Raw genomic sequence first — 25202 nt, forward strand, 5'->3', positions numbered from 1 at the left:
GTGGAACAGCACAGCACATCCCCTTCCCCAGCCGCGGACCGCCTGAAACGCTGGCGGTCCGCGACCGAACTGCCGCTGGTCCTCGCGGCCCTGATGTTCATCGGTGCCTATACCTGGCCCGCCGTCGACCCCGAGCTGTCCCCGCGCTGGCGGGATCTGTGCGGGGTGCTCATCGCGGTCGTGTGGGCGGTCTTCGCCATCGACTACGTCGTACGCCTGTACCTGTCACCGGACCGGTGGACCTTCGTACGGCAGAACCTTCTGGACCTGCTGATCGTGGTACTGCCGGTGCTGCGCCCCCTGCACCTGGTCCGGCTCCTGACCGTCGTGTCCCTGCTGCACCGGCATATGTCGGTGTCCCTGCGCGGGCACGTACTGCTCTACACCGCGGGCATCACCGTCGTCATGCTCGTCATGGCCTCGGTGAGCGTCCTGCGCGCGGAGCAGAGCGCCCCCGGCGCCAACATCACCACGCTCACCGACGCGTTCTGGTGGTCGCTGGTGACGGTGTCCACCGTCGGCTACGGAGACCTGTACCCGGTCACCGACACGGGCCGCCTGATCGCCGCCTTCCTCTTCGTCATGGGTATCGGCCTGCTCGGCGTCATCACCGGAACGCTGTCCACGTGGCTGGTCCAGCGCGTGGAGGACGACAACGGGACGCGCGAGCGGGCCGCCGACGAGAACACCGCGCGGCAGCTGCGCGAGCTGACCGAGCAGGTCCGCGAGCTGAGGGCCGAGCTGGGACGCGTCGGCGCGACGGCCGAACCGGCGCCGCCGCGGAGCGGGCGGGCCGACCCGTGAGCGGCCGGCACGCCGGGAAGCCCCGACCGGTCGCCCCGTGCCGCTGGCCCCCTGCCACGCCCTGGCGGGGACGGCTCGCGTGGGGGGTCACTCCGGGCGGCGTGCGACCACCGAGAAGTTCAGCGGGATCCTGGGGGCGCCCTCGGGCAGCCGCCACCCCTGCGGGCACTCCACCAGGCCGGAGAAGGCGGGCCAGTCCATGAACGGGTGCTCCCCCAGCGCCTCGACGACCAGTCCCGCCTCCAACAGCGCGCCCGTCACCTCCGCCAGGTCGTGGCGCCACTCATAGTTGACGGTCTGGGTGATCGAGTCCGTGGGCCCGTCGGTGTAGGTCGCCGCGTCGTCGTAGACGTTGGCGCCCCCGCCGCTGAGGTAGTCACCGCTCACCTGCCACGGCTCGAAGTCCATGGCGCCCAGGATCGGGTGGTCGTCGCGGATCGCGAACACCCCGCCCGGCTCCAACAGGTCGTGGACCGACCGGGCCCACGAGCGCAGCTCGGGCAGCCACACGATCGTCCCGGCACTGGTCACGACCACCTCGAACGCGCGGTCGATGACCTGGGAGGCCGTACGCGCGTCGCCCTCGACCCAGGTGACGTCCGCGCCGACGGCGTCGGCGATGCGCCGGGCGTGGGCCAGCGAGTTCGGCGACAGGTCCAGCCCGTGGACGTCCACGGCGCCCAGCCGGGCCCAGCAGACGGTGTCGGTGCCGATGTGGCACTGCAGGTGCAGCAGCGACCTCCCCGCCACCGTGCCGCCCTCCAGGTGGGGCGCGAGCACCGCGAGGTCGTTGAGCACGACCGGGGAGGGGCGGGAGGGGTCCGCGATCAGCCCGTCGACGTCGTACATCGCGGACCGGGCGTGGACGTCGGCGCGCTGGTCCCAGTTCGCCCGGTTCCGGGCGATCGCCCTGGCGTGCTCGCTCACGTCTGGCCGCCTCTCTCCGTGTACGCGGGAAGTGGTGCGCGTGGGCGGGCGGCGCCCGCCCGCACCCGCGCCCTGCCCGCCGAGGGACGGTGCCGGACGCCGGACGCGCCGCCCGATGGTGCAGCTCCGCGCGCCCGCCCCGCCGGGATTTTCCGGGCCCCACCGGCCCCGGGGAACCGGCCCTTCGGCGCCGTGCTCAGGGCGCGGGCGTGCCCTGGTGGTAGTACAGCCGCCACGCGCCGTCCGCGTTGCGGCGCCACAGGGAACTGCGCAGGGCCCGCGCCCCGTCGGCCTCGGTCGCGTAGGTCAGGTGTACCAGGTCCGGGGCGAGCAGCCGCCCCACCATGTCGGTGACCCGCACCCGGCGCCGTTGCGGCCCCGTCGTGTCCGGGCCGTCCATGGCGGGGAGTTCGGCCAGCATCGTCTCCCGGTCCCAGCGTCTGCCCGACCTGCCCACCTCGGTGAACTCGGGGTCCAGCAGCTCCCCGGCGAGCCTGCGCGAGGCGCGCACGTGGGGCTCCAGCAGCCGCAGCTCACCCTCGATCACCCACCGGACCGCCTCGCCCGCCCCGCCTCCGGCTCCGTACACACCCTGCCCCTCACCTGGACCGTCCGACTAGGGCGGCACCGACCAGAGCGGTGCGTCGTCACACCGCGGCGTCGTGTTCGCGGGCGGGGCGCAGGTGGTCCAGCTCCCCCGGCGCGACCGGGTAGGGGCGCTCGGCGGGCAGCAGCCGGGTCGCCGCGGCGGTGTCCCCCTCCTGGACCAGGGCGTGCACCCGGCGCGCGAGCGGGGTGACGTCGGTGATCGAGACGATCCACTCGTCCGCGTAGCGCCGCGCGGCCCCACCCGCCAGCCCCAGTTGCAGGGAGCGGTGTCTCAGCGGGGCGAGGTACAGGTCGCGCTCGGGGTCCCACTGCACGCGGGTCGGCGCCTCGCGCAGCCGCGCGCGCCAGGTCTCCCGGTCGGGGTGGACGGCGGGCGTGTGGTGCGACAGGCACGCGTTGCGCAGCGCCCACGCGAAGCCCTCGCGGGTGATCTCCACGGCCAGCACGGTCTCCTGGTCCTTCTTCAGCCCCCACCCGCACCGGTACATCATCCACAGGAACGAAGGCTTGATCCAGGTCATGCGTTCGCGCTTCCAAGCGGAGGGGAAGCGTCCCCCGCGCGCGGCGGCCAGCCCGAGGTAGGGGGCGTAGGCCTGGTAGACGGTGACCGTGGTGTCGGTGTGCAGCGCGCGGATCTGGTGCTTGGGGACGTCCATGGAGCCCAGGGTGGTACTGGGAACCCGGGCGCGGCAAGCGGTTTTCCGACCCGGCCGGGGACCGGTCAGCGCGCGCGGGCGGGCACGTCGGCCTTGAGCAGCATCTCCTCGTACTCCTCCTCGGGGTCGGAGTCCAGCACGACCGCTCCGCCAGCACCGATGGTCAGCTCGCCGCCGCTGAGCACGGCGGTGCGGATGACGATGCTGAGGTCGGCCGCGCCGGAGGAGGACACGTAGCCCAGCGCGCCGGAGTAGATCCCGCGCGCGGAGGTCTCCAGGCGGTCGAGGACGCGCATGGTGCGCTCCTTGGGCGCGCCCGTCATCGACCCCCCGGGGAAGCAGGCGCGGACCGCGTCCACGGCCGACACCCGCGGGCGCAGCACGCCCCGTACGGTGGAGACCAGCTGGTGCACGGTGGCGTAGGACTCGGTGTACATGAACGCGGGCACCTCGACGCTGCCGACCCCGCACACACGACCCAGGTCGTTGCGGAGCAGGTCGACGATCATGAGGTTCTCGGCGCGGGTCTTGGCGCCCGTGCGCAGCTCCCGGGCCGCGCGCGCGTCGGCGGCCGGGTCGGTGTGGCGCGGCGCGGTGCCCTTGATGGGGCGGCTCTCGGCCGTGCGTTCGCCGTCCACGCGCAGGAAGCGCTCGGGCGAGGCGCTGAGCACGCTCGTGGACCCCAGGCGCAGCAGGGCGGCGTAGGGCGCGGGGCTGGCGGCGCGCAGGCGGCGGTAGGAGTCCAGGTCCTTCCCGCCGTGGGGGACCCGGACCCGGTTGGTCAGGCAGATCTCGTAGCTCTCCCCGGCGGTGAGCTCGGCCAGGCACTCCTTGACGTCGGCGACGTAGTCCTCGCGCGGGCGCTCCAGCAGGCTGGCCAGGTCGGCGGGCGGGGCGGCCGGGGCGGGCGCGGGCGGCGGCGGCAGGTCGGTGAGGGCGGACAGGGTCGCGTCGAGCCAGGCGTCGCCGTCTGGGAGGTCGTCGGCGCACACCGCGTAGGTGCGGTTCCGGTGGTGGTCGACGGCCACGAACCGGTCACAGCGCAGCCACACCGCGTCGGGTTCGGGGGAGGTGTGGGCGCTGTCGCCGCCGCAGTCGGCCTTGAGCTCGTAGCCGAGGTAGCCGACGTAGCCGCCGGCGAAGTCGAAGGGCAGGCCGGAGGGCGAGGGCGGGGGGGTGCGTCGGTCGAGGGCGTCGAAGACGCTGCCGGGCTCGCGGTGCTCGGTGCCGTCGGCGGCGCGCACGGTGACGGGTCCGCCGACGCGGTAGGTGAGCACCTCGCCGGTGGCGGCGCCGAGGAAGGAGAAGCGCGCGTGCCCCTCCGGACGGGAGCTGTCCAGCCAGAACGCGTACTCGGCGTCGCCGTACAGGTGGGCGAAGGCGGCCTCGGTGTCCACGGACAGGGGGAGTTCGCGCAGGCGGACGGTCGGGGCGGCCGCGGCCGCTGGGGCGTCGGGACGCTCTCCGGGCAGCGTCGACGGGGCCTTCTCCCCCGGGACCTTCCCGACCCGGGCGGCCGCGTCCCGCTCCGGGGACGGGTCCGGGGGCACGGCCGCGAGGGAGGTGTGCGGGCGGGCCAGGCCCAGGAAGTTCGCGACCAGCTCCGCGCCGTGCTCGCTGGCCACCGACTCGGGGTGGAACTGCACGCCCCAACGGGGCAGCGCGCGGTGTTCCAGGCCCATGACCACGCCGTCCTCGGCCCAGGCGGTGGCCGTCAGCGCCTCGGGCAGCGGCTCGGGGACGGCCAGGGAGTGGTAGCGCACGGCGGTGAGGCCCTGGGGCAGGCCCGCGAACAGGCCCGCGGCGGTGTGCCGGATCCGGGACAGGTGGCCGTGGCGGGGCTGGGGGGCCGAGACCACGTCCGCCCCGGCCAGGTGGGCGATGGCCTGGTGGCCCAGGCACACTCCCAGGACGGGCAGCCGGGTGCGGGCCAGGAGTTCGGGGACGCGGCCCAGGTCGCGGGGGTTCTGGGGACGGCCCGGTCCCGGTGAGACGACCACGGCGTCCACGTCCGCCGGTTCGAGCCGGTCCCAACGGGGGTCGTCGTGGGTGAGCACCGCCGGGGTCCGGCCGAGGACGCGCGCCAGGAGCTGGAAGAGGTTGTAGGTGTACGAGTCGTGGTTGTCCACGAGGAGGACGCGCATGACCACCCTTTTCGTCCGGATCGCGACAATCCAGATTACGGGGATCCGGGCGGAGCAGTTGTCCACAGACGTGAGGGGCCCTGGAGAAACGCCCCGGGCAGGAGTACACAGGAAGGAGAGGAGCGGTTCTTCCAGGAGTGGGGAGCAGACGATGACCTACATCATGGCCGCGGTCGTCATCATGGTGATGGTGGCGCTGGGCGTCTTCTTCGTCGTCACGGTGGCGTCCGTGGCGGGCGCGGCCCGCGCCGACCTCGGCCGACCGGGGCGTCGCCGGGCCCCCGCCGCGCCCGCGCCGCAGGCCGTGGACGCGGCGGAGGAGGAACTGCGGCTCAGATACGCGCGCGGCCAGATCGACCGGGAGGAGTTCCTCCAGCGCAAGATCGACCTGGAGCGCTGAGCCCTCAGCCCCGCATCTCCTCCAGGGTCTTGCCCCGGGTCTCCTTCACGAACCTCAGCACGAAGAAGAACGACACCAGCGCGAAGAACGCGTACATCAGGTACGTGCCGCTCAGACTCCAGTCGCGCAGGCTCGGGAAGCTCACGGTGATGAGCCAGTTGGTGAGCCACTGGGTCGCGGTGGCCACGCCCATCGCCGCCGCGCGGATGCGCAGCGGGAACATCTCCCCCAGCAGCACCCACACGACCACGCCCCACGACAGGGCGAAGAAGAGCACGAACAGGCTGGCCGCGGTCAGCGCCACCGCGCCCCAGCCGAACGACAGCGTCACCTCCTCGCCCCGCACCACCGCGTGGTTGAAGGCGTAGGCGGCCAGTGCCAGCGCCACGGTCATCCCGGCCGAACCCACCAGAAGCAGCGGCTTGCGGCCGACCCGGTCCACCAGCAGGATCGCCACGAACGTGCCCACGATGTTCACTACGGAGGTGAACAGGCTCAGCAGCAGCGAGGCCGACTCCTCCACCCCCACCGACTGCCACAGCGAACTGGAGTAGTAGAAGATGACGTTGATCCCGACCAACTGCTGGAACGCCGAGACGGCCATGCCGATCCACACGATGGGCAGCAGACCGTAGCGGCCGGTCAAATCGCTCAGCCTGGTCCGGACCTCCGAGCCCAGAGCCTGGCGGATCTCCCCGATGCGCTTGTCCACCCGCTCGGTTCCGCCGCCCTCCACGTCGGCCAGGATGCGGCGGGCGCGTTCGGTCTGGCCCACGCGCACCAGGTAGCGGGGCGACTCCGGGATGAGCACGCTCAGCCCCAGGTAGACCAGCGCGGGCAGGACCTCGACGCCCAGCATCCACTGCCAGGCCTGCACCGGTCCCAGCATGCCGCTCGCGGTGCCGTCGGCGATCTGGGCGATGCCGTAGTTGACCAGCTGCGAGGCGGCGATGCCCAGCACGATGGCCAACTGCTGCAACGACGCCAGGCGGCCGCGGTAGGCCGCGGGCGACACCTCGGCGATGTAGGTCGGGGCGATCACCGAGGCCAGGCCGATGGCGACACCGCCCAGGATCCGCCAGGCGGTCAGGTCCCACACGTTGAACGGCAGCGCCGAACCGATGGCGCTGACCGCGAACAGCACACCGGCGATCTGCATGGTGCGGATGCGGCCGAGGCGGTCGGCCAGGGCCCCCGCGACCGCGGCGCCCACCACGCAGCCCAAGAGCGCGGCGGCCACCGTGAAGCCGAGCGTGGCCGGTCCCACTCCGAAGTACTCCTGGATGGCGGGTACCGCTCCGTTGATGACGGCGCTGTCGTAGCCGAACAGGAAACCCCCCATCGCCGCGGCCGCGGCGATCATCGTCACGTGGACGATGTTGCCCTCCCCCGCCGGAACCGACTCGTCCCCGGCCTGTGTGGCTCCGCTCACGTCTGGTGCCCCTTCCACGTCGCACAGTGCTCGTCCGTTCCCAGAGTGGACACGCCGGGAAGCCGGGGGTCACGGACAAAACGCCCAAGGGCCAAAAGATGTCCATCGTTTGGCCCGCGACGTGTATCGGTCGCACCCCGCCCGACCGCGTACGATCTGGTCGGGTTCCCGACGGTGCCGTGAGGAAGGTGTGTCCTGTTGACCGTGCTCTTCGACCTGTTCGGCGTCCTGGCCCGCCACCAGTCCGAGGAGGGCAAGGACCGGCTGGTCCGGGTCGCGGGCGCGCCCGCCCCCGCCTTCTGGAAGGCGTACTGGGCGCGGCGCCAGCCCTACGACCGCGCTGACGTGAGCGCCGCCGAGTACTGGCGCGGCGTGGGCGAGGACCTGGGCACACGCTTCGACGGGGAGCGGGTCACCGCGCTCGTCGAGGCCGACGTCGCCAGCTGGAGCGCCGTGGACGAGACCATGGTCTCCCTGGTCGGGGAGCTCGCGGCCTCCGGTCGGCGGATCGGGCTGCTGTCCAACATCCCCGAGGAGCTGGCCGCCCACTACGAGGCGCACCACCCCTGGCTCGAGCGCTTCCACGTGCGCGCCTTCTCCTGCCGCATCCGCCGCGCCAAGCCCGAACCGGACGCCTACCGGTGGTGCCAGGAGGCCCTGGGCGTGGAGCCCGGGCGGATCCTCTTCGTCGACGACCGCGAGGAGAACGTCCGGGCCGCCGAGGCACTGGGCATGGGCGGCCACGTGTTCACCACCGCCGACGGGTTCCGCGAGGACCTCGCGCGCCGGGGCTCCGCCCCCACGGGCTGAGCCCCGTCCGCCGCGCGGTCCGGGCGGTGCCGCCTCAGGCGGCGTCCTCACCGGTGAGGGCGGATCGGAAGCGGATGACCGGTTGGCCCACGCCCTCGCTGAAGTCGGCCTCGACCTCGTCGGTGAAGCAGGAACGGAACAGCTCCCGGTCACGGGAGCCGGTTCCGGTGACGTCGAGGGTCCGGACCTCGCTGATCTCGGCCCGCTCCAGAAGGCGCCGGAGCTCGGTGTCGTGCGGCCGCGTCTCGTGTGGCTGTGTCGTCGGACGTTCCTTTCCTGGGCCCGACGATGGCAACGGCGGCGGAATCCGTGAACCTCATGGCGCCGCGGGGGATGTCAGGCGGCGCGGGGCGTCCTCAACGGAAAGGCCACTCCGGTGAGTTCCTCGGAGACCTCCCACAGTCGGCGCGCGGCGTCGGTGTCACGCGCCTTCGCCGCGCGCCGGACCAGCTTCGGGGCGCCTCGGAGCCCCATGAGGCGACGGGGACCGGCGTAGCTGTCGCCGGCAACGTCCGCCGTGGCGGCGTAGAGCGTCGGCAGGGCGCCGAGTTCCGCGCTCTGCGTGACCAGGCCGATCAGCGCCTGGCTCGCCCGCAGCCATGGGCCGCGCCCTTCGGTCCTCATCAGGTTCGTGGCCGAGATCCCGGGATGGGCGGCCGTCGACCTCACCGGGGAACCGGCCTCGTCGAGGCGCCGTTGGAGTTCCGAGGCGAACAGGAGGTTGGCGAGTTTGGACTGCCCGTAGGCGGGATAGGCCCGGTAGGGCTTTCGTTCCCAGTTGGGGTCGGCGAAGTCGATCGAGCCGATCAGGTGCGCGAGCGATGCCACCGTGACGACCCTCCCCCGGATTCGCGGCAGGAGCAGGTTCGTGAGCGCGAAGTGGCCGAGGTGGTTGGTCCCGAACTGCGACTCGAAACCGTCGACGGTGCGGGACAGCGGCGGGAGCGACAGACCGGCGTTGTTGACGAGCAGGTCGACGGGCTCGGTGAGCGAGCGCGCGAACGAGCGGACCGAGGACAGGTCGGCGAGGTCGAGCTCGCCGACCTCGACGTCGCCGGTCATGGTCGCGGCGGCGGCGCGGCCCTTGTCGGGGTCGCGGACGGCGAGCAGGACCCGGGCGCCCCGTTCGGCGAGGACGCGCGCGGTGACGCGTCCGATCCCGCTGTTCGCGCCGGTGACGACGACGGTGTGACCGGTCATGGAAGGGACGTCTTGGACGCAGAACGCTGACATGAACCCCGAATGTAGTCATTGCAAACAATGATGTCAATGCAAACATCGCATGTTAGGATGGCGGACGTGACCCAACCCGCCGGGCAGCGCCCCTACCACCACGGCAACCTCCGCAGCGCGATCCTCGACGCGGCCGCGCGCCAACTGCGCGAGCACGGCGCGGACCAGCTCTCACTCCGGGACCTGGCCAGGGAGGTCGGCGTGAGCCACGCCGCGCCGCGGCGGCACTTCGCCGACCGTCAGGCACTCCTCGACGCCCTGGCCGAGGCGGGGTTCGTCCGCCTCGGCGACGCGCTGCGCACCGCGCTGGCGGAGGCCGGGGAGGCGTTCGACGTTCGTGTGCACGGAGCAGTGCTGGCCTTCGCACGCTTCGCCACCGAGAACGCCGCGCTGCTCGAACTGATGAACTCCGGCAAGCACCGGCCGGGAGCAACACGGCTCGTCGAGGCGGCCGAAGCCGCCTTCGGGCAGGTGAGCGGGCTGATCGAGGAGGGTCAGGAGCGCGGCGCGCTCGAACACGGCGACCCCGAGCGCATCGGGATCATCCTGTACGCGACCGTGCAGGGCATCGCGACGATGGTCAACGGCGGCATGATCGACGCGGACCGGCTCGACGGCCTGGTCGAGACCGCGGTCGAGCAGTTCCTGCGGGGCGCCCGGCCCCACGGCCGGTAGCGGCACCCGGCCCCGGCCGGGACGCGGCGACAAACAGCCGCCCCGCACAAGACTTCCGCCGCGTTTTTGGCTGGTTCGGTGACTGTGCCGCCCGCGTCCGGGGAACCAGGATCGTCCCCGTGACCACATTCCTTCCCCTGGCCGAGAAGGCCCTTCGCCGCGAGACGCCCAGCCGCGCCGAACTCCTCGGGGTTCTGAGCAGCTCCGACGACGACCTGATGGACCTGGTCGCCGCGGCCTTCCGCGTCCGACAGCGCTACTTCGAGCGCCGCGTCAAGCTCAACTACCTCGTGAACGTCAAGAGCGGGCTGTGCCCGGAGGACTGCTCCTACTGCTCCCAGCGCCTGGGCTCCGAAGCCGGGATCGTCAGGTACACCTGGCTCAAGCCCGACCAGACCCGCGAGGCCGTCTCCCACGGGGTCAGGGCGGGCGCCACCCGGGTCTGCCTGGTGGCCAGCGGGCGCGGACCCACCGACCGCGACGTGGAGCGGCTCGCCCCCGCCATCGAGGGCATCAAGAGCGAGCACCCCGGCGTGGAGGTCTGCGCCTGCCTGGGCCTGCTCTCCGAGGGCCAGGCCGACCGGCTGCGCCTGGCCGGGGCCGACGCCTACAACCACAACCTCAACACCTCGGAGGAGCGCTACGCCGACATCTGCACCACCCACGAGTTCGCGGACCGGGTGGAGACCGTGACCAGGGCCAAGCACGCGGGGCTGTCCCCCTGCTCCGGGCTGATCGCGGGGATGCGGGAGAGCGACGACGACCTGGTCGACGCCCTGTTCGCGCTGCGCGAGCTGGAACCGGACTCGGTGCCGGTCAACTTCCTCATGCCCTTCGAGGGCACCCCGCTGGAGGGCACCTGGGAGCTGACCCCGCAGCGGTGCCTGCGCGTCCTGGCCGCCGCCCGGTTCGTCTTCCCCGACGTGGAGGTGCGCCTGGCGGGCGGCCGCGAGATCCACCTGCGCTCGCTCCAGCCGCTGGCGCTGCACATCGCCAACTCGGTGTTCCTGGGGGACTACCTCACCAGCGAGGGGCAGGCGGGCCGGGCCGACCTGGAGATGATCGAGGACGCCGGTTTCACCGTGCAGGGCGCGGGCGAGCCCACTCCGCCCGGGGAACGCCACGACCTGCTCAGGCCGCGCCGGAGGGGCGCCGGAACCGCTCTTCCGCCCAACGCCTGACACCGGCGCGGCCCGGGGCGCGCCGCGCTCCGTCCCCGCGCACCGCGCCGACCCGTCCCGCTCAGGAGCGCGGGACGGGCTGCTCTCCGTTCCAGATGGGGATCTGCTGGTAGTTCTGGGCCGCCTCGGCGGCCAGCGCGTCCTCCTGCCGGTCGCGCACGCACTTGGCCAGGGTGAACGTGGACGTGATCACGTAGAGCAGACCCAGGCCGAGGAAGGCCCGGATCCACAGGTCGACGGGGAGGTAGATGATCCCCGCGCCGACTCCGACCGACGCCGCGCCGAAGGACAGGGCGGACTGGAGGAAGAACTGCGGGGTGGACCGGGGCTGGGGGGTGTAGGGGTTCATGCGTCCATGCTGTCGGCTCCCCCGCTCGCACGCCTGAGTACCGCTACTCAACTCCTCGCCGTACCCGCCCCAGGGCCCGACCGGTCCGTTCCGCTGCCTGCGCGGACGGGGTCAGGCGGGCGTCATGGGCCGGTCGGGCCGGAAGGGGGACAGGTCCACCCCGGGGTCCTCCCCCATGGCCAGCCGGGCCGCGACCAGCCCCTGGAAGGGTCCGAAGGTCAGCCCCTCACCGCCCAGCCCGGTCGCCACCACCACACCGGGCACCCGCTCCACGGGCCCCAGCAGCTGCCGTCCGTCGTGCGTGCACGGTCGCAGCCCCACCCGCGTCTCCACCACCGTGGCGTGCGCCAGTGCGGGCAGCGCCTCGACCGCGGTGGAGAGGTTGTGCAGCAGACCCGACGCCGTCACCCGCCGGTCGAACCCGGCCTCCGGCTCCCACGTGCCGCCGGTGACCACCCTGTCGGGGCCGAAGGCCGACACGAAGTACCCGCGCTCGCCGAACCGCACCACCGGCCAGGCGCGGGTGTCGCGCCCCGGCAGCGCGAAGTGCGTCACCTGCCCGCGCACCGGGTGCACGGGCAGGTCCACACCGGTGGACGCCAGCAGCCCCGCCGACCACGCGCCCGCGGCCACCACGACCACGGGCGCCTCCAGGGCCTCACCGCCCACACGCACACCGCTCACCCGGCGGCCGTCCCACAGCAGGCGGCACTCCCCCTTGAAGTAGCGCAGTCCCCGTTCCTCGGCGGCGTTGAACAGGGCGGATCGCGCCGCCGCTCCGTTCAGCCGGGCCATCCCCTCCACGAACACCCCGCCGTAGGGTTCGGGCAGAAGCGGGAACCGCTCGCGCGGCCCGCCCGGGGCCAGGTGCTCCACCGCGCCCATCGTCGCGAACTCCGGGCGCTCGGACAGGTTGCGCAGCAGGTCGAACCCGGCGTCCTCGCCCTCCCGGTCCACGGACAGGCCCCCGACCACCTCGTAACCGGTGGCCTGGCCGTCCTCGGCCAGCTCGGCCATCAGCCGCGGGTAGTGCTCGGCCGCTCGGGCCTTGAAGTCCCACACCGGCGCCTCGTCCCACGGCAGAGGCCAGGGGAAGACCACCCCCAGCCCGGCGTCCGTTGCCCGCCCGGGGTGCGGGGCGTCCACCAGCGCGGTGGACACGCCCTTCCTGGCCAGGTGGAACGCCGCGCTCGTCCCCACGATCCCGCCGCCGACAATGATCACGTCCATGGCCACCAGCCTGCCCCCGCCCGTACCGGCGAACAAGCCGAAAGACCCGCGTGCCGCGTCCGGGAAACGGGTACGGGTGCGCGATAGGTTGTGCTCTTCCCAGATCCCGGTGCCGCACCCCTGGAGGACGTGTACGTGGACGGATACACCTACTACGGGGTCGCCCTGATGCGCCGCCCCGGCCCCGACCTGGCACGGGGCATCGTCACCCACGTTCCCCGCGCGGAGGTGGACCCGGTCCTGGCCGCGCGCCAGTACACGATCTACCAGGAGGCCCTCGCTTCGGCCGGGTGGCGGGTGTGCGAGGTCGAACCGGCGCCCGAGCACCCCGACGCGGTGTTCGTGGAGGACACCGTGGTGGTGTGCGAGGACCTGGCGGTCCTGACCCGCCCCGGCGCGCAGGAGCGCCGCGGCGAGGTGGAGGGAGTCGAGGTGGTGGCGCGCACGCTCGGCCTGCGGGTGGCGCGGATCGAGGCGCCTGGAACCCTGGACGGCGGTGACGTGCTCCAGGTGGGGTCGACCGTCTACGTGGGGGTGGGCGGGCGCACCGACGCCGAGGGCGCCGCCCAGCTCGAACAGCTGCTCAAGCCGCTGGGCCGGGAGGTCGTGCGCGTGGGCCTGGGCGCGGCGCTGCACCTGAAGTCGGCGGTGACCGCGCTGCCCGACGGCACGCTCGTGGGCCTGCCCGAGCTGGTGGAGGCCGACGCGCTGCCTCCGGTGCGCCGGGCGACCGAGGAACAGGGCGCGCACGTGCTGCCCCTGGGCGGGCGCGACGTGCTGGTCAGCGCCGCCGCGCACGAGACGATCCACCGGCTGAGCGCGGACCGGTGGCGGGTGCTGCCGGTGGACATCTCCGAGTTCGAGAAGCTGGAGGCGTGCGTGACCTGTCTGAGCGTCCTGGTCCCGGACCGGGCCTGAAAGGTCGGCGGCCCGCCCCCTCCTGCTGGGAGGGCGGGTCCTCTGCCGTGGGCAGAACCGGAACCCGCGGCCCCCGAGCGGTCGTTGGCGGGGTGCCGGAGACCGACGAAGCCCACGGGAGAACGATGAGCGCCGTCCGACTGATCCGCAGCCAGAACCTGACCGAGGCCGTGGACTACGCCTACGCCGCCACGGTCCAGGAGCCCGCGCGCGTGGTGTGGACCGCGGGCGCCTGCCCGCTCGACGAGGACGGCCGCACCGTCGCGGTCGGCGACTACGCGGGCCAGGCCGAGCAGGTCATGCGCAACCTGCGCACCGCGCTGAACGACGCCGGAGCCGACCTGGCCGACGTCGTCAAGACCACGGTCTACGTCGCCTCCGCCCGCCAGGAGGACCTGGTGGCGGCCTGGAAGGTGGTGCGCGCGCACATGGGCGGGCACGACGCGCCCAGCACCCTGCTCGGGGTGGCCGTGCTCGGCTACGACGACCAGCTGGTCGAGGTGGAGGCGGTCGCGGTGACCGGCTGAGGCCCCCTCCCCCGGACTGGGCATCCTGACCGACCGGCCGGCGTCAGGAGTGCGGGGCCGGAAGCGTCCTCCACTCCTGACACACTGCGGGGATGAGAGCGACCTCCGCGCGCCTGCTGCGCCTGCTGTCCCTGCTCCAGACCCGCAAGGACTGGCCGGGCGGCGAACTCGCCGACCGGCTGGAGGTGAGTCCGCGCACCGTACGCCGCGACGTGGACCGCCTCCGCGAGCTGGGCTACCCCGTCCGGGCCACCATGGGCACCGGTGGCGGCTACCAGCTCGGCGCGGGCGCCGCCCTGCCGCCGCTGCTGCTGGACGACGACGAGGCCGTGGCGGTCGCGGTGGGGCTGCGCACCGCGGCCCAGGGCGGGGTGTCGGGGATCGAGGAGACCTCGGTGCGCGCCCTGTCCAAGCTGTTGCAGGTGCTGCCCTCGCGGCTGCGGCGCCGGGTGGACGCTCTGGGCGCCTTCACCGTTCCCATGCCCTCCGACGGGCCCACGGTGGACGCCGACGTGCTGGCGCTGGTGGCCGCCGCCTGCCGGGACAGCGAGCGGCTGCGCTTCGAATACGAGCGCCACGACGGCAGCGCCTCGCGCCGGGTGGTGGAGCCCCACCGGCTGGTCGCGCGCGGGCGGCGCTGGTACCTGGTGGCCTGGGACACCGAGCGCGACGACTGGCGCACCTTCCGGGTGGACCGGATGCGCCCGCTCACGCCGACCGGGCCGCGGGTACCCCCGCGCGACCCGCCCGAGCAGGGGGTCGCGGCCTACCTGCGGGAGCGCATGGACGTGCACATGTGGCCCGTGCGGGCGCGGATCAGGCTGTTCGTCCCGGCGGAGGAGGCCGAGCGCACGGCGGCGGGCTTCGGGCGGATCGAGCCGTTGGACGAGCGCACGTGCGTTCTGGTGTGCTCCGGGGACTCGCTGCTCCACATGGCCTGTTACCTGGGCATGCTCGACGTGGAGATGGAGGTGGAGGAGCCCGCCGAGCTGCGCGGGCACATGTCCCGCCTCTCGGAGAGGTTCGGCCGCGCGGCGGCCTCGGGCTGAGGGCCTCAGATGCGCCGCTGTAGCTCGCTGAGATCGATGTCGATGGGGTAGGGCTGTTCGACCTTCAAGCGCCCGTGGTGGATTCCCATCGGGACGTAGCATGTCTTCACTTGATCCAGCTCATAGACGTAGACAACAGGATTGCCGTCATTGTCCTCAATGCGCCAGAAGTGAGGAATACCCGCTTCTGCATACAGAAGGGGCTTTCGCTTTTCGGTCACGTACCGCTGATTCGGGCGAAACCACCTCGACAACGAGCAACACAGACTCTGGTGTGTAACCCGTCTGGTCCTTGCCAGTGGAACTCTCGGCTTCGACAACCATGAGATCCGGCTCCGGTCTTTGCCTGGGTGCCAGGGTCGGGGAGATCTCGCGGCGCACGCGGTACCTGGACGGAGTCGAGGAGTACAGTCCGGCCACGAGCACATCCAGCAATGCGCTGTGGAACACCTTCTGGGGGCTAACGAGAACGAGGCTTCCGTCGATCAGTTCTGTATGGGGCAGATCAGGTATAGAGTCCAGGTCCTCGGCTCCGAAGCCTCTGTCCGGGGGAAGAGCCAGTCCGGTACCGGTTGTCCGCACATACCCGCCTACCCCTCGTGGGAGGACACCTGTGTGGCAATCGTAGCCCGACCCCCTCCCGTTCGAGCGGAGTTCGCCCGAACGCGCGCCAAAACCACTACTTTAGGGAGTCGTTTCTTTCCGGAGAGTAGTGAAAGTAGTGGTGCAGGTGACCGTCCACGACCACGGCCCCGAACTGCGCGACCTGAGCGCGCCGCCCACCGTCCGGGACCTGTGCCCCGGCTACCGCCTCGCCCGCTGGGACTCCCCGGCGACCCTGTCCCCGCGCTGCCGCGAACGCCTGCACCGCGTCCTGCGCGACCTGGCCGCGCGGGCCTTCGGAGCCGACCACTCGTCCTACTGGCGCGCCCGGATCGACGCGGGCTTCTTCGACCAGGTCTCCTCCCTGGCGCTGATCCTGGGGCCGGACGGCTCCCCCGTCGGCTGGGGCGGCTACCACCGCCGCCGCTTCGCCTCCCGGCGCGCCGTGTACCTGGACGCGGCGGGCGTGGTCCCCGCCCACCGCCGCTCGGGCCTGTCCGCGGCCCTGATGATCCACTTCCTGACCCGTGAGGTCCTCGCCCACCCGCTGCGGACCACCTACGTCGTCCTGCGCACCCGCCACCCGGCCGTCTACGCCGCGTGGCGGCAGAGCCTGGGCGACGCGCGCGTCTTCCCCAATGAGCTCCGGTCCCTCCCCGCTCGGGTCCGGCGCGTCGCTGGCGAGGCCGCCGAGTGGCTGGGCGACAAGCCGAACCTGGACCCCGACACGCTGCTCATCCACGACGCCTATCGCGTGTTCGACGGCCGGATCTACGGCACCCGGCCCCGCAGCGGCCATCTCGCGCTCGACGACTACTTCGCCCACGAGGTCGGCCCCCGCGACGCCCTGCTGATGGTGGTCCGCATGAGCGTGCCCGCCCTGGCGCGGGCCAGCGCGGCACGTCTTCTGCACGCCCGGCGGCGCCCGCAGCAGGCCGGGGACCTTCCCGCGGGAGCCGCCGAACTCGAGCGTGGGACCGCTCCCAGGAAGGAGAGGCAGGGAGCGGCCGGGATCATGCCAGGGGCACGGCCTTGACCGTGGCCGGGCTGTAGACCAGGCCGCCCACGTCGCGGATCTGGTCCATGATCCGGGCCAGGCGCAGGCTCTCGGCCCAGGGCATGTCGGGGCTCTCGAGCTCACCGGCGGCCACGCACCGCGCGACCTCCTCGGCCTCGTACTCGTAGCCGTTGGCGCGGAAGGGGCGGGAGAAGGACTCCGGCTCGTGGCCGTCCCGGTGCAGCACCACGTCGGTGGCCATCCAGAAGTTCGGGATCTCCAGCCGGCCCTTCGTCCCGGCCAGCACCCCCCGGTTGGGCAGCGTGGTCCGCGAGGCGCACGACAGCGAGCCGGTGCCCCCGTTCTCGCCGCGCACGAGAACGGTGGTGGCGGTGTCCACCATCCGGTCGGGCGACAGGTGGCGGGTGGCGCCCACCACGGTCAGCTCGCCCAGGTGCTGGGAGGCGAAGGCCAGCGGGTACACGCCCAGGTCGAGCAGGGCGCCGCCGCCCAGGTCGGCGTTGAAGAGGCGGTGGTCGGGGTCGTAGGGGGCGTTGAAGCCGAACTCGGCCGAGAGCCAGCGCACCTCGCCGATCGCGCCGTCCTCCACCAGGTCGCGCACCAGGCGGGAGGCCGGCAGGTAGCGCGTCCACATCGCCTCCATCAGGAAGAGGCCGCCCTCTCGGGCCGCCTCGGCCATCTGCGAGGCCTGGAGGGCGTTCATCGCCATGGGCTTCTCGACCAGGACGTGTTTGCCCGCCCTGAGGCAGGTCAGGGTGTTGGGGTGGTGCCAGGGGTGGGGGGTGGCCACGTACACGGCGTCCACGTTCGGGCTCTGGGCCAGGTCCTCGTAGCTGCCGTGGCGTTCGGGGACGTCCCAGGCCCGGCCGAACTCCTCGGCGCGCTCGGGGGTGCGCGAGCCGACCGCGGTGAGCCGGGCGGTGGGGGTGGACCCGAGCGCCTCGGCGAAGGAATGGGCGATGCCGCCGGTCCCGAGCACGCCCCAGCGCAGTACGCCGTTTTCATCTGTCATGGGGGCATCCTAAAAAACAGGGTCCCGTCGGGGTGCGGGCGGGGAAGGTGCTCGGTTTCCGCGGCCGCGGACCGTACGGTGGCCAGGAGACGGGCGAGGGCGCCCGCAGGCCACGAACGGAGGGGGATATGTCGGACAACCCAGGCACTCTCGCCCAGCGGCTCGGGGTGCGCCCCGGCGACCGGCTGCTCGTCCTCAACGCCCCCGAGCGCTACCTGCGGCTGCTGGAACCGCCCCCCGACATCCACATCGACCTGGGCCCCATCGAGGGCGCCGACTACGACGACGTGCACCTGTTCGCCCTGGACCGGGGCACCGTGGGCCGCGAGGCTCCCCGCGTCCTGGATGCGGTGGGACCGGACACCCGCCTGTGGGCGTGCTACCCCCGGCGCGGCGGCACCATCATCACCGACCTGGCCGCGGACCGGGGCTGGGGCCCGCTCCTGGACTCGGGGTGGCGCGGTACCGCCCAGGTGCCGATCGACTCGGACTGGGCGGCACTGCGCTTCGAGCGCGCCGGAGCGGGCCGGTCTAACCCGACGTGACGCTGAGTGCGCCGCTGACGGTGTCGGCCTGGATGCGGGCCTCCGCCTCCGGGGAGGTGTCCACGTCCACGCGGCGCTCCCCGGACGCGGACTCTCCGGTGACCTCGTAGACGCCCTCGGGCACCCGCACGTCGACCCCGCCGCTGACGCTCTCCAGGCTCAGCAGGTCGAAGGCCTCGTCGGTGGCGACCCCGATGCCCCCCGAGACCGTGGAGACCTGGGCCTCGGTGAAGCCGCCGCCCACCCGGACGTCGCCGCTGGTGGACTCGGCCACGACCGTGCGCGCGTCGAACCCGGACGCGTCCACGTCACCGGAGGTGCTCGCGGCCTGCAGGTGCTCCCCCGCCCCCTCGGCGATGATCCGGCCGCTGGTGGTCTCCGCGACCACGGAACCCTCCACCCCGGTCACGTCGATCGTGCCGCTGAGGGACTCGGCGCTGACGTCGCCGCTGTTGCCGTCCACCCGCACCTCGCCGCTGGTGCTGCCCAGTTCCAGCTCGCCGTCGACGTTCTCCACGCTGATCCGGCCGCTGATGGTCTCCACGGTCACCGCGGTCCCCACCGGGACCGCGACCTCGTAGTCGATCCGGCAGCCGTCGAAGAACGGCACTCCCAGGCACTCGGCCTCCACCTGGAGGGCGCCGTCGTCCTCCTCGATGTCCTCCTCCGGTTCGGTGAGGGGGGTCCCGCGCAGGGTGCGGTCCACCTGCACCCGCTCGGCCCCGCCGGTGAGGACGACGTCGCCGCCGGTGCCGTTCTCGATCTCCAGGGCCTGGGGCGCGTCGTAGGCGTCGCTGCGGGTACCGCGGTCCACTCCCACGTTGCCCAGGACCGAGAAGGCGGTCGCCACCACCACGCCCAGCACCAGCACCGCGCCCAGGAGCAGCCACGGACCCACGCGGAACCCGCGCGGCTCCTTGCTCGACGAGGCGTACAGGCCCCGTGCCTTGAATGTCACTGTTCTTCCTTCCTCGTTGGGCTCGCGCCCCCTCTGGTGTCCGCGGTCAGTCCCGGTCCGCGCCGCGCAGGTAGCGCAGCACGGCCTGCACCCTGCGGTGGTCGTGGTCGTCGTGGCCCAGGTCCAGCTTGGTGAAGATCGAGCGGATGTGCTTCTCCACGGCGCGTTCGGTGACGGTCAGCCGCGAGGCCACGCCCGCGTTGTTCAGCCCCTGCGCCATGAGCTCCAGCACCTCCGTCTCGCGCGGGGTGAGCCGGGCCAGGGCGTTGTCCCGTCGGCGGCTGAGCAGCTGCGAGACCACCTCCGGGTCGATGGCGGCGCCTCCCCCGGCGACGCGGCGCAGCACCGTGAGGAACTCGTCGATGTCGGCGACCCGGTCCTTGAGCAGGTAGCCGACCCGGCTGGCCCCGCTGCCGAGCAGGTCGGCGGCGTAGCGGCTGACCACGTGCTGGGACAGCAGCAGCACCGCGACCTCCGGATAACTCCGGCGGATGGCGATACCCGCCTGGATGCCCTCCTCGGAGTAGGTGGGCGGCATCCGGATGTCTACCAGGCACAGGTCCACGTCGGGGTGCTCCTCCACCGCCCGCATCAGCGCGTCGGCGTCGCCGACCTGTGCGACGATCTCCACCCCCGCGTCCTCCAGCAGGCGTGCCATCCCGCTGCGCAGCAGCACCGAGTCCTCGGCGATGACCACCCTGGGCCCCCTCTCCGCGGGCTGGACGGGGTTCGCACCGGTGTACACGGTCATGCCTCCCAAGGGATGTCGGCGGTCAGGACGGTGCCCTCGCCGGCCGGGCTGTGGATGGTCAGGACGCCGTCGACCGCGTCCACGCGGTCCCACAGGCCGTTCAGGCCCGTGCCCGCCCGTGGAGCAGCCCCTCCGGAGCCGTCGTCGGTGACGGTGAGCCGCAGCAGGTCGCCGCCGCCGCGCGCGGGGCGCGGCACCCGCTCCGCGGCCACGGTGACCCCGGTGGCCCCGGAGTGCTTGGCGACGTTGTTCAGCGCCTCGCAGGCCACGTAGTAGGCCACTCCCTCGGCGCGCGGGGAGGGGCGTTCCCCCAGCTCGACGTCCACCCGCACGGGGACCGGGGCGCGTCCGGCGGCCACGGGCAGGGCCGCGCCCAGTCCGTGGTCGGTCAGGACCCGGGGGTGGAGTCCGCGCGCCACCTGGCGCAGTTCGTCCATGACCTCCCGGGACTCGCGCTGGGCCTCGGTGATCAGCTCCAGGGCCGTGTCGGGGTCGGTGGCCACGCGCGAGCGCGCCCTGGTCAGGGTCATGGTCAGGGCGAGCAGGCGCTGCTGGGCGCCGTCGTGCAGGTCGCGTTCGATGCGGCGGCGCTCCGCCTCGGCGGCGTCGACCATGCGCAGGCGGCTGTCCTGGACGTGGAGCAGTCGGCGGCGGATGCGTACCTCGGGCGCCTCGAACAGCAGTCTGCGGTGCAGCAGGACCTCGGTGGCGACCATGTAGGGGGCCAGGCGCAGGCCCACGAGGGCGCACAACGGCCCGAACACGACCAGGACGAGGGGGCCGACCAGGTCGCCGGGAGAGCCCATCACCAGCACGAACACGATCCCCATCAGGGCGCCCGCGACCGAGGCCCCGCCGCACACCACCAGCACCACCACCACGCCCCCGGCCAGCAGGCCGTGGAGTCCGGCGACGGTGCTGTAGACGACCGCCGACCACGCGTCGCGGCCGAACACGAACCGCCAGGTGCGCACGAGCGGCTTGTCGTGGGCCAGGGGGTCGGGCGGGCTGGTCTCCACGATCCCGAACACGTTGTCCAGCCGGTTGCGCTGGACCCGGCAGGACAGGCGGGCCAGCAGGGTCGCCAGGGCCGGGAGACCGACCAGGAAGGCGAGCGAGTCCGAGAGCATCCGGTCGGGGACGAGCCGGGACACCTCGGGCAGCCAGGGGCCGGAGACCGCGAAGCCGATCCAGGTGGCCGAGACCACCAGCATGAACGCGGGCACCAGGTAGCACAGGGCCAGGGCCAGCGAGGTCATCAGGTGCAGGACCTCGACCGCGCGCACGCGCCAGCCGGACCCGTAGGCTTCGGCCACGCGGGGCAGGGCGGCGAGGGCGGTGAGGAACCCCCCTCCCCCGCCGTTCCTGGCGCTGGCGCGCGTGCTCTGACCGGTCACGCGACCAATCTAGGTTCGGCGGCCCCGGAGCACGAACCCAACAGCACGTGGAGTGCCGGTGGTGCTGGCACCACTCGCGTGTTTCCGGTCGAGGGGAAGGACGGGTGCGGGGTGGACGGAGCGGGGACGACTGCGGTGCGGCCGGTTCTGGCGGAGGTCGGCCGGGTCAACACGCTGTTCGCCGTGGAGGCGGCCCCTCCCGGCCCGGGGTGGCTGCCGCTGGGAGGCGGCGGGGCTCTGGAGCCCCGCGTCCTCGCGGCCGAGGTGGAGCGGACGCGGAACCGCCTGGCGGAGCTGGCGGGGCGGCCGGAGGCGGTGGTGGAGTGGCGGGTGGCGGCGTCGGTGTTCCAGCAGGGGCTGGCGACGCGGTTGCTCTCGCCGGTGCTGGCGGCCGGGCTGTGCCACGGGGCGCTGGTGGACGCGGCGCGGTTCCACTGGAACCCGCACAGGGAGGGGCCGGTGGTGCTGCGCACCTCGCAGGAGGAGGCCGCGGCGGTGACCGGGGGGACGGCGGAACTCGCCGACTGGGTCGAGCGCACCGTGGTCCTCGGCGTCCTGGCCCGTGCGGCTCGCGGACTGGCCGGCGCGGGCGGGGTGGCGCCGGGGCTGCTGCGGGGCAACACCGCCGCCGCCCTGGCCGGGGCCGTGCGCGCCCTGGGCGCGGACCGGCCCGCGGTGCGCGCGCGGGCCGGGGATGTGGCCGCGGACCTGCTGGGGCGCGCGTCCCTGGCCGGGACGGGGGGCTACACCGGAGTGGACGCCTCCGGGCTGGGAGTGTTCCGGCGCACCACGTGCTGCCTGTACTACCGGGTTCCGGACGGGGGGTACTGCGGGGACTGCGCCCTGCGCCGCTGAGTGACCCACGCCCGTCTCCCCGACCGCGCTTCGCGGCCCCCGGCCCGGGGTAGCTGGGGCCGTGGAAGAAGGTCGGCGAAGGAACCGGTAGGAGGAACCAGTGGCGGGTCGGGACAGGACGGGCGCGGACGGGGCCGTGGCCCGCGCACGCGCGTGGGTGAGCCGTGCGGTGGGCTCGGACGGGCACGAACGGCACACGGCGCTGTCCATCGGCAAGAGCGCCCTTGCCGCCTCGTTGGCGTGGTTCGTCGCACAGCACCTGATCCAGGCCAGCTCCCCGGCCTTCGCGCCCTTCACCGCGGTCCTGATGATGCAGGTCACCGTCTACCAGTCGGTGGTCCAGTCGCTGCGCTACGTCGGCGCGGTGGCGCTGGGGATCACGGTGCAGGCCGTCCTGGGCTTCGCCGCGGGCCCGGACATGCTGACCTTCGTCGTGGTCACGCTCATCGCCCTGATCATCGGCCGGTGGAGGCCCCTGGGCAGCCAGGGCTCCCAGGTGGTCACGGCCGCGTTCTTCGCCTTCTCCACCTTCCTGACCTCCCAGGGCTACACCGGGCGCCTGGTGGACCTCTCCCAGATCCTGTTGCTGGTGCTCATCGGCTGCGCCATCGGCACCGCGGTCAACGTCCTCGTTCTGCCACCCATGCGTTTCCGCAGCGCGGAGTACGCCATCCGCTCCCTCGCGCACTCCGAGTGCGACCTGATCGGGGACATCCGGCGCGGAATGGAACGGGGGAACCTGACCGAGGACGAGGCCGAGGACTGGCGGCGGCGGGCCAACCGGCTCGCGTCCACCGTCCAGCAGACGCGTTCGGCGGTGGACACCGCCTGGGAGAGCGTCTACCTCAACCCGGCCAGGCTCCTGCGCAGGCACCGCCACCACGTCGCCTTCGAGGGCTACCAGCAGCTCGTCGATGCCTTGGAGCGCACCACCCACCAGCTGGGCTCCCTGGCCCGCAGCATCCACCTGTGGAGCCGTGACGAGGAGCGCTCCGTCTACCAGGACTTCCTCCGCCTCTACGGGAACTTCCTCGCCTCGGTCGCCGAGATCACCCGCGAGCTCAGCGGGTTGGACCAGGACCGCCTCGGCTCCCAGGCCCGGAGGCTGTGTCAGCTCGCGGAGGAGGCCCAAGAGCACCACGACGACCTCGTGCGGATCAAGGAGGCCGAGGACTCCCCGCCCTTCGACGACCTCCGGCTGCCCTACGGCGTGCTCCTGATCGAGGCGCAGCGGCTCATGGACGAGTTCCAGTACAGCTGCGACGTGGTCATGAACTACGTGGACCGCCCCGGCTCCGCGGACGGGTCCAGCGGCGCCCGCCACATCTGACCGCGGTCGGATCCCCTCCGGGGCCGCCCGTCACGCGGCGGCCCCGGAGGGGCGGCGGCACTGGTCAGGCGCGGCCGGACCGCCAGGCGGCCAGGGCCACACCGGCGGCGGCCAGCCGGAAGGCCATGTGGTCCGCTCCGGCGTGGAAGGTACGGGCGAACAGGCCGGACATCGCCAGCAGCCCGCCCCACAGTCCCCATCCCGGACCGCGTGCGCCGACACGGGCGGCGAGCACGGCCACGGCGGGCCACAGCAGCAGGCTGCCGACCGCGAAGAGGGCGTACGCGGCGAGCTGCCCCGGAAAGAAGAAGTCGAAGCGGACGCGCAACAGGGCCCCGGCCAGCATCAGCAGGGGCCCAGAACCATGGCGACGCCGCCCACCCGGCGGCCGGGGAAGGCGTCCGCGCGTTCCACGGGGAGTACGCGGCCCGGGCCGCTCGCGGCGTGCGGGGTGCCGTGGGTGGTGCGTGGTGGAGGAGTCATGCCCCGACGATGCCCCGCCGGGCCTGTCCTCGGCGTCGGAGCGGGGGCTGGATCCAGGCGTCAGACCCGGGTATGACGGGCGGGCCCGGCGCGCCTACAGGGTCCTCGCGGGGCGCCGGAAACCGATGGACGGGCAGCGGCTCCCCCGCCAGGGTGTTCGGACGGCCACACCGCCCGTGCCTCCCCTGTACCGCGACGTCGGCTTCAACGGCCCGCTCTCCGACGCCCGGGGAGCGGGAGGCCATGACCGACATCCCCCGCGCCCAGTACCGGTCGCTGCCCGACCTGGTGGACCCCGCCCTCTCCCACGGCTTCCGGCTGCGGGCGCGGTCGCAGGCCACCCTTGAGGAATGGGACGACTTCGAGTCCCGGCACGCCCGGGGACGGGAGGAGCGGCTGGAGCGCAACCCCGACTCCCCCGATGCCGGCGAGGTCCGGGCCAGGCCCGACCGGCACCGGCACTTCTGGCTGCGCGGCGCCCGGGAGACGCTCGGCTTCGCCTACCTGTCCCTCGCCCGGGTCTGAGACCGGACGCGGCCGTCCGCGCCGCCGTCTCCCGGCGCGGACGGCCGCCGTGGGTCAGGCCGCGTCCGCGGCCCGCCGGATCTCGGGCAGGTCGATCCGGCCCATCTCGAGCATGGCCCGCATGGCGCGTCCGGCCCGGCCGGGATCGGGGTCGGCCAGCAGGTCGTCCAACTCGGCCGGGAAGACCTGCCAGGAGAAGCCGAAGCGGTCCTTGAGCCAGCCGCACTGGCCCTCCTCGCCGCCCTCGCCGAGCTTTGCCCAGTAGTGGTCGGACTCCTCCTGGCTGTCGCAGACCACCTGGAGGGAGACCGCCTCCGAGAAGGTGAACTCCGGGCCCCCGTTGAGCGCGGTGATCTGCTGGCCGTCGATCTCGAAGTCCACGGTCAGCACCATGTCGGCGGGCCGGGGCCCGTCGGGGCCGAAGTGCCGCACCCGCAGGATGCGCGAGTTGTCGAACAGGCCCACGTAGAAGCGGGCCGCCTCCTCGGCGCGGGTGTCGAACCACAGGCAGGGGGTGATCTTGTTGAGCCGTGTCATGGTCTGGTCCTCTCGGTGCGCGGCGCGGCCCTGCGCGCGTCCGCCCTATCCGTGATGACGCGTCCGGGCGGCGGAACTCATCGGCCCGGGCGGGGTTTTTCCCAGGAGTTTCACCCCTCTCGCCGGTTCCGTGGCCGGTCGCCTCCGCGGCCCCGGGAGGGACACTCCGAACAGGCCACCCCACCCCTTGTCTCATATTGCGAGAATGGAATCTCACTCAAAGAGATATCGGTGTAGGGTCCCA

29 protein-coding genes and 1 pseudogene are annotated in these 25202 nt (G+C 73.0%); 13 read left to right on the plus strand and 17 right to left on the minus strand.

The window, feature by feature from the left end:
- On the plus strand, positions 1–804 hold the full coding sequence (locus KGD83_RS14930; RefSeq protein WP_212639792.1) for a potassium channel family protein: 804 nt from the start codon (positions 1–3) through the stop codon (positions 802–804).
- An 87-nt stretch (positions 805–891) separates the two neighbouring features.
- On the opposite strand, the gene KGD83_RS14935 is transcribed toward KGD83_RS14930, so the two are convergent.
- The 4 genes from KGD83_RS14935 to pabB all read right to left on the minus strand — a co-directional run bounded on the left by KGD83_RS14935 (position 892) and on the right by pabB (position 5140).
- Positions 892–1731: a class I SAM-dependent methyltransferase gene (locus KGD83_RS14935; RefSeq protein WP_212639793.1), complete on the minus strand. Its 840-nt coding sequence runs from the start codon at positions 1729–1731 to the stop codon at positions 892–894.
- A gap of 196 nt (positions 1732–1927) precedes the next feature.
- A complete protein-coding gene (locus tag KGD83_RS14940; protein WP_212639794.1) occupies positions 1928–2320 on the minus strand; it encodes a nuclear transport factor 2 family protein in 393 nt (130 codons plus the stop codon).
- 58 nt (positions 2321–2378) lie between these two features.
- Positions 2379–2996, minus strand: a complete 618-nt coding sequence (locus KGD83_RS14945; protein ID WP_212639795.1) for a DUF4291 domain-containing protein — start codon at positions 2994–2996, stop codon at positions 2379–2381.
- A 65-nt stretch (positions 2997–3061) separates the two neighbouring features.
- Positions 3062–5140: an aminodeoxychorismate synthase component I gene (gene pabB / locus KGD83_RS14950; protein ID WP_212639796.1), complete on the minus strand. Its 2079-nt coding sequence runs from the start codon at positions 5138–5140 to the stop codon at positions 3062–3064.
- Between the two features lie 151 nt (positions 5141–5291).
- On the opposite strand from pabB, the gene KGD83_RS14955 reads away from it, so the two are divergent.
- Entirely contained in the window at positions 5292–5540 is a 249-nt protein-coding gene (locus KGD83_RS14955) for an SHOCT domain-containing protein (protein WP_212639797.1), read from the plus strand.
- A 4-nt stretch (positions 5541–5544) separates the two neighbouring features.
- On the opposite strand, the gene KGD83_RS14960 is transcribed toward KGD83_RS14955, so the two are convergent.
- Positions 5545–6972: a sugar porter family MFS transporter gene (locus KGD83_RS14960; RefSeq protein ID WP_212639798.1), complete on the minus strand. Its 1428-nt coding sequence runs from the start codon at positions 6970–6972 to the stop codon at positions 5545–5547.
- A gap of 198 nt (positions 6973–7170) precedes the next feature.
- Between KGD83_RS14960 and KGD83_RS14965 the strand changes: the two genes are divergently transcribed.
- A complete protein-coding gene (locus tag KGD83_RS14965; RefSeq protein ID WP_212639799.1) occupies positions 7171–7782 on the plus strand; it encodes an HAD family hydrolase in 612 nt (203 codons plus the stop codon).
- Between the two features lie 34 nt (positions 7783–7816).
- Here the strand turns inward: KGD83_RS14965 and KGD83_RS14970 are convergent, their stop codons facing one another.
- Positions 7817–8077 (minus strand): hypothetical protein, encoded by a 261-nt coding sequence (locus tag KGD83_RS14970; protein WP_249351873.1) that lies wholly within the window; start codon positions 8075–8077, stop codon positions 7817–7819.
- 41 nt (positions 8078–8118) lie between these two features.
- Complete coding sequence (locus KGD83_RS14975; RefSeq protein WP_212639800.1) at positions 8119–9015, minus strand: oxidoreductase; 897 nt, start codon at positions 9013–9015, stop codon at positions 8119–8121.
- A 57-nt stretch (positions 9016–9072) separates the two neighbouring features.
- On the opposite strand from KGD83_RS14975, the gene KGD83_RS14980 reads away from it, so the two are divergent.
- Both KGD83_RS14980 and bioB read left to right on the plus strand, forming a co-directional pair.
- Positions 9073–9690, plus strand: a complete 618-nt coding sequence (locus KGD83_RS14980) for a TetR/AcrR family transcriptional regulator (protein ID WP_212639801.1) — start codon at positions 9073–9075, stop codon at positions 9688–9690.
- Between the two features lie 119 nt (positions 9691–9809).
- Positions 9810–10871: a biotin synthase BioB gene (gene bioB / locus KGD83_RS14985; protein ID WP_212639802.1), complete on the plus strand. Its 1062-nt coding sequence runs from the start codon at positions 9810–9812 to the stop codon at positions 10869–10871.
- Positions 10872–10932: 61 nt separating this feature from the next.
- Here the strand turns inward: bioB and KGD83_RS14990 are convergent, their stop codons facing one another.
- Together KGD83_RS14990 and KGD83_RS14995 are read right to left on the minus strand one after the other, a co-directional pair.
- Positions 10933–11220 carry a YiaA/YiaB family inner membrane protein gene (locus tag KGD83_RS14990; protein ID WP_212639803.1) on the minus strand — a complete coding sequence of 96 codons (288 nt, stop codon included), beginning with the start codon at positions 11218–11220 and terminating at the stop codon, positions 10933–10935.
- A gap of 111 nt (positions 11221–11331) precedes the next feature.
- A complete protein-coding gene (locus KGD83_RS14995; RefSeq protein WP_212639804.1) occupies positions 11332–12450 on the minus strand; it encodes an NAD(P)/FAD-dependent oxidoreductase in 1119 nt (372 codons plus the stop codon).
- A 135-nt stretch (positions 12451–12585) separates the two neighbouring features.
- Here KGD83_RS14995 and ddaH point away from each other — a divergent pair, with 135 nt between their 5' ends.
- The 3 genes from ddaH to KGD83_RS15010 all read left to right on the plus strand — a co-directional run bounded on the left by ddaH (position 12586) and on the right by KGD83_RS15010 (position 14944).
- Positions 12586–13368 carry a dimethylargininase gene (gene ddaH / locus KGD83_RS15000; protein ID WP_275956912.1) on the plus strand — a complete coding sequence of 261 codons (783 nt, stop codon included), beginning with the start codon at positions 12586–12588 and terminating at the stop codon, positions 13366–13368.
- Between the two features lie 125 nt (positions 13369–13493).
- Positions 13494–13895, plus strand: coding sequence for a RidA family protein (locus KGD83_RS15005; RefSeq protein ID WP_212639805.1), 402 nt, complete (start codon positions 13494–13496; stop codon positions 13893–13895).
- A gap of 92 nt (positions 13896–13987) precedes the next feature.
- Positions 13988–14944: a helix-turn-helix transcriptional regulator gene (locus KGD83_RS15010; protein ID WP_212639806.1), complete on the plus strand. Its 957-nt coding sequence runs from the start codon at positions 13988–13990 to the stop codon at positions 14942–14944.
- A 5-nt stretch (positions 14945–14949) separates the two neighbouring features.
- Here the strand turns inward: KGD83_RS15010 and KGD83_RS15015 are convergent.
- A pseudogene (locus KGD83_RS15015) lies at positions 14950–15528 on the minus strand (Uma2 family endonuclease).
- A gap of 137 nt (positions 15529–15665) precedes the next feature.
- On the opposite strand from KGD83_RS15015, the gene KGD83_RS15020 reads away from it, so the two are divergent.
- Positions 15666–16583, plus strand: a complete 918-nt coding sequence (locus KGD83_RS15020) for a GNAT family N-acetyltransferase (RefSeq protein ID WP_212639807.1) — start codon at positions 15666–15668, stop codon at positions 16581–16583.
- On the opposite strand, the gene KGD83_RS15025 is transcribed toward KGD83_RS15020, so the two are convergent.
- Positions 16561–17577, minus strand: a complete 1017-nt coding sequence (locus KGD83_RS15025) for a Gfo/Idh/MocA family protein (RefSeq protein WP_212639808.1) — start codon at positions 17575–17577, stop codon at positions 16561–16563. The genes KGD83_RS15020 and KGD83_RS15025 overlap by 23 nt on opposite strands.
- 128 nt (positions 17578–17705) lie before the next feature.
- Here KGD83_RS15025 and KGD83_RS15030 point away from each other — a divergent pair, with 128 nt between their 5' ends.
- A complete protein-coding gene (locus KGD83_RS15030) occupies positions 17706–18122 on the plus strand; it encodes a hypothetical protein (protein ID WP_212639809.1) in 417 nt (138 codons plus the stop codon).
- Here KGD83_RS15030 and KGD83_RS15035 read toward each other — a convergent pair.
- The 3 genes from KGD83_RS15035 to KGD83_RS15045 are packed head-to-tail and all read right to left on the minus strand — an operon-like array spanning position 18109 to position 21147.
- Complete coding sequence (locus KGD83_RS15035) at positions 18109–19080, minus strand: DUF4097 family beta strand repeat-containing protein (RefSeq protein ID WP_212639810.1); 972 nt, start codon at positions 19078–19080, stop codon at positions 18109–18111. The two genes, KGD83_RS15030 and KGD83_RS15035, sit on opposite strands and share 14 nt — an antisense overlap.
- Before the next feature lie 46 nt (positions 19081–19126).
- Entirely contained in the window at positions 19127–19831 is a 705-nt protein-coding gene (locus KGD83_RS15040) for a response regulator transcription factor (RefSeq protein WP_212639811.1), read from the minus strand.
- Entirely contained in the window at positions 19828–21147 is a 1320-nt protein-coding gene (locus tag KGD83_RS15045; RefSeq protein ID WP_212644440.1) for a sensor histidine kinase, read from the minus strand. Before KGD83_RS15045 ends, KGD83_RS15040 begins: the two co-directional genes overlap by 4 nt.
- A gap of 216 nt (positions 21148–21363) precedes the next feature.
- On the opposite strand from KGD83_RS15045, the gene KGD83_RS15050 reads away from it, so the two are divergent.
- Both KGD83_RS15050 and KGD83_RS15055 read left to right on the plus strand, forming a co-directional pair.
- The gene (locus KGD83_RS15050) at positions 21364–22083 is read left to right on the plus strand and encodes a (2Fe-2S)-binding protein (RefSeq protein ID WP_212639812.1); all 720 of its coding nucleotides are present in this window, start codon (positions 21364–21366) and stop codon (positions 22081–22083) included.
- A gap of 100 nt (positions 22084–22183) precedes the next feature.
- Positions 22184–23413 (plus strand): aromatic acid exporter family protein, encoded by a 1230-nt coding sequence (locus tag KGD83_RS15055; protein ID WP_212639813.1) that lies wholly within the window; start codon positions 22184–22186, stop codon positions 23411–23413.
- A 64-nt stretch (positions 23414–23477) separates the two neighbouring features.
- Here KGD83_RS15055 and KGD83_RS15060 read toward each other — a convergent pair whose 3' ends face one another.
- On the minus strand, positions 23478–23759 hold the full coding sequence (locus tag KGD83_RS15060; protein ID WP_212639814.1) for a hypothetical protein: 282 nt from the start codon (positions 23757–23759) through the stop codon (positions 23478–23480).
- Positions 23759–23896: a hypothetical protein gene (locus tag KGD83_RS15065; RefSeq protein WP_212639815.1), complete on the minus strand. Its 138-nt coding sequence runs from the start codon at positions 23894–23896 to the stop codon at positions 23759–23761. Before KGD83_RS15065 ends, KGD83_RS15060 begins: the two co-directional genes overlap by 1 nt.
- A 243-nt stretch (positions 23897–24139) precedes the next feature.
- Here KGD83_RS15065 and KGD83_RS15070 point away from each other — a divergent pair, with 243 nt between their 5' ends.
- Positions 24140–24421: a hypothetical protein gene (locus tag KGD83_RS15070; RefSeq protein WP_338036902.1), complete on the plus strand. Its 282-nt coding sequence runs from the start codon at positions 24140–24142 to the stop codon at positions 24419–24421.
- Between the two features lie 54 nt (positions 24422–24475).
- On the opposite strand, the gene KGD83_RS15075 is transcribed toward KGD83_RS15070, so the two are convergent.
- Entirely contained in the window at positions 24476–24958 is a 483-nt protein-coding gene (locus tag KGD83_RS15075; protein ID WP_212639816.1) for a VOC family protein, read from the minus strand.
- Positions 24959–25202 lie beyond the last annotated feature (244 nt).

Origin of the sequence: Nocardiopsis akebiae (genome assembly GCF_018316795.1) — a bacterium.
In the GTDB taxonomy this organism is placed as follows: Bacteria; Actinomycetota; Actinomycetes; order Streptosporangiales; family Streptosporangiaceae; genus Nocardiopsis; species Nocardiopsis dassonvillei.

What these genes read in the sequence shown, in the direction of transcription:
- KGD83_RS15075 (WP_212639816.1), bottom strand. Translation starts at nt 24,958, where the DNA reads ATGACACGGCTCAACAAGATCACCCCCTGCCTGTGGTTCGACACCCGC.
- KGD83_RS14975 (WP_212639800.1), bottom strand. Translation starts at nt 9,015, where the DNA reads ATGTCAGCGTTCTGCGTCCAAGACGTCCCTTCCATGACCGGTCACACC.
- KGD83_RS15040 (WP_212639811.1), bottom strand. Translation starts at nt 19,831, where the DNA reads ATGACCGTGTACACCGGTGCGAACCCCGTCCAGCCCGCGGAGAGGGGG.
- KGD83_RS14980 (WP_212639801.1), top strand. Translation starts at nt 9,073, where the DNA reads ATGGCGGACGTGACCCAACCCGCCGGGCAGCGCCCCTACCACCACGGC.
- KGD83_RS14955 (WP_212639797.1), top strand. Translation starts at nt 5,292, where the DNA reads ATGACCTACATCATGGCCGCGGTCGTCATCATGGTGATGGTGGCGCTG.
- KGD83_RS15010 (WP_212639806.1), top strand. Translation starts at nt 13,988, where the DNA reads ATGAGAGCGACCTCCGCGCGCCTGCTGCGCCTGCTGTCCCTGCTCCAG.
- KGD83_RS15005 (WP_212639805.1), top strand. Translation starts at nt 13,494, where the DNA reads ATGAGCGCCGTCCGACTGATCCGCAGCCAGAACCTGACCGAGGCCGTG.
- KGD83_RS15065 (WP_212639815.1), bottom strand. Translation starts at nt 23,896, where the DNA reads ATGACTCCTCCACCACGCACCACCCACGGCACCCCGCACGCCGCGAGC.
- KGD83_RS14990 (WP_212639803.1), bottom strand. Translation starts at nt 11,220, where the DNA reads ATGAACCCCTACACCCCCCAGCCCCGGTCCACCCCGCAGTTCTTCCTC.
- pabB (WP_212639796.1), bottom strand. Translation starts at nt 5,140, where the DNA reads ATGCGCGTCCTCCTCGTGGACAACCACGACTCGTACACCTACAACCTC.
- KGD83_RS14945 (WP_212639795.1), bottom strand. Translation starts at nt 2,996, where the DNA reads ATGGACGTCCCCAAGCACCAGATCCGCGCGCTGCACACCGACACCACG.
- KGD83_RS15060 (WP_212639814.1), bottom strand. Translation starts at nt 23,759, where the DNA reads ATGCTGGCCGGGGCCCTGTTGCGCGTCCGCTTCGACTTCTTCTTTCCG.
- KGD83_RS15070 (WP_338036902.1), top strand. Translation starts at nt 24,140, where the DNA reads ATGACCGACATCCCCCGCGCCCAGTACCGGTCGCTGCCCGACCTGGTG.
- KGD83_RS15025 (WP_212639808.1), bottom strand. Translation starts at nt 17,577, where the DNA reads ATGACAGATGAAAACGGCGTACTGCGCTGGGGCGTGCTCGGGACCGGC.
- KGD83_RS15030 (WP_212639809.1), top strand. Translation starts at nt 17,706, where the DNA reads ATGTCGGACAACCCAGGCACTCTCGCCCAGCGGCTCGGGGTGCGCCCC.
- KGD83_RS14995 (WP_212639804.1), bottom strand. Translation starts at nt 12,450, where the DNA reads ATGGACGTGATCATTGTCGGCGGCGGGATCGTGGGGACGAGCGCGGCG.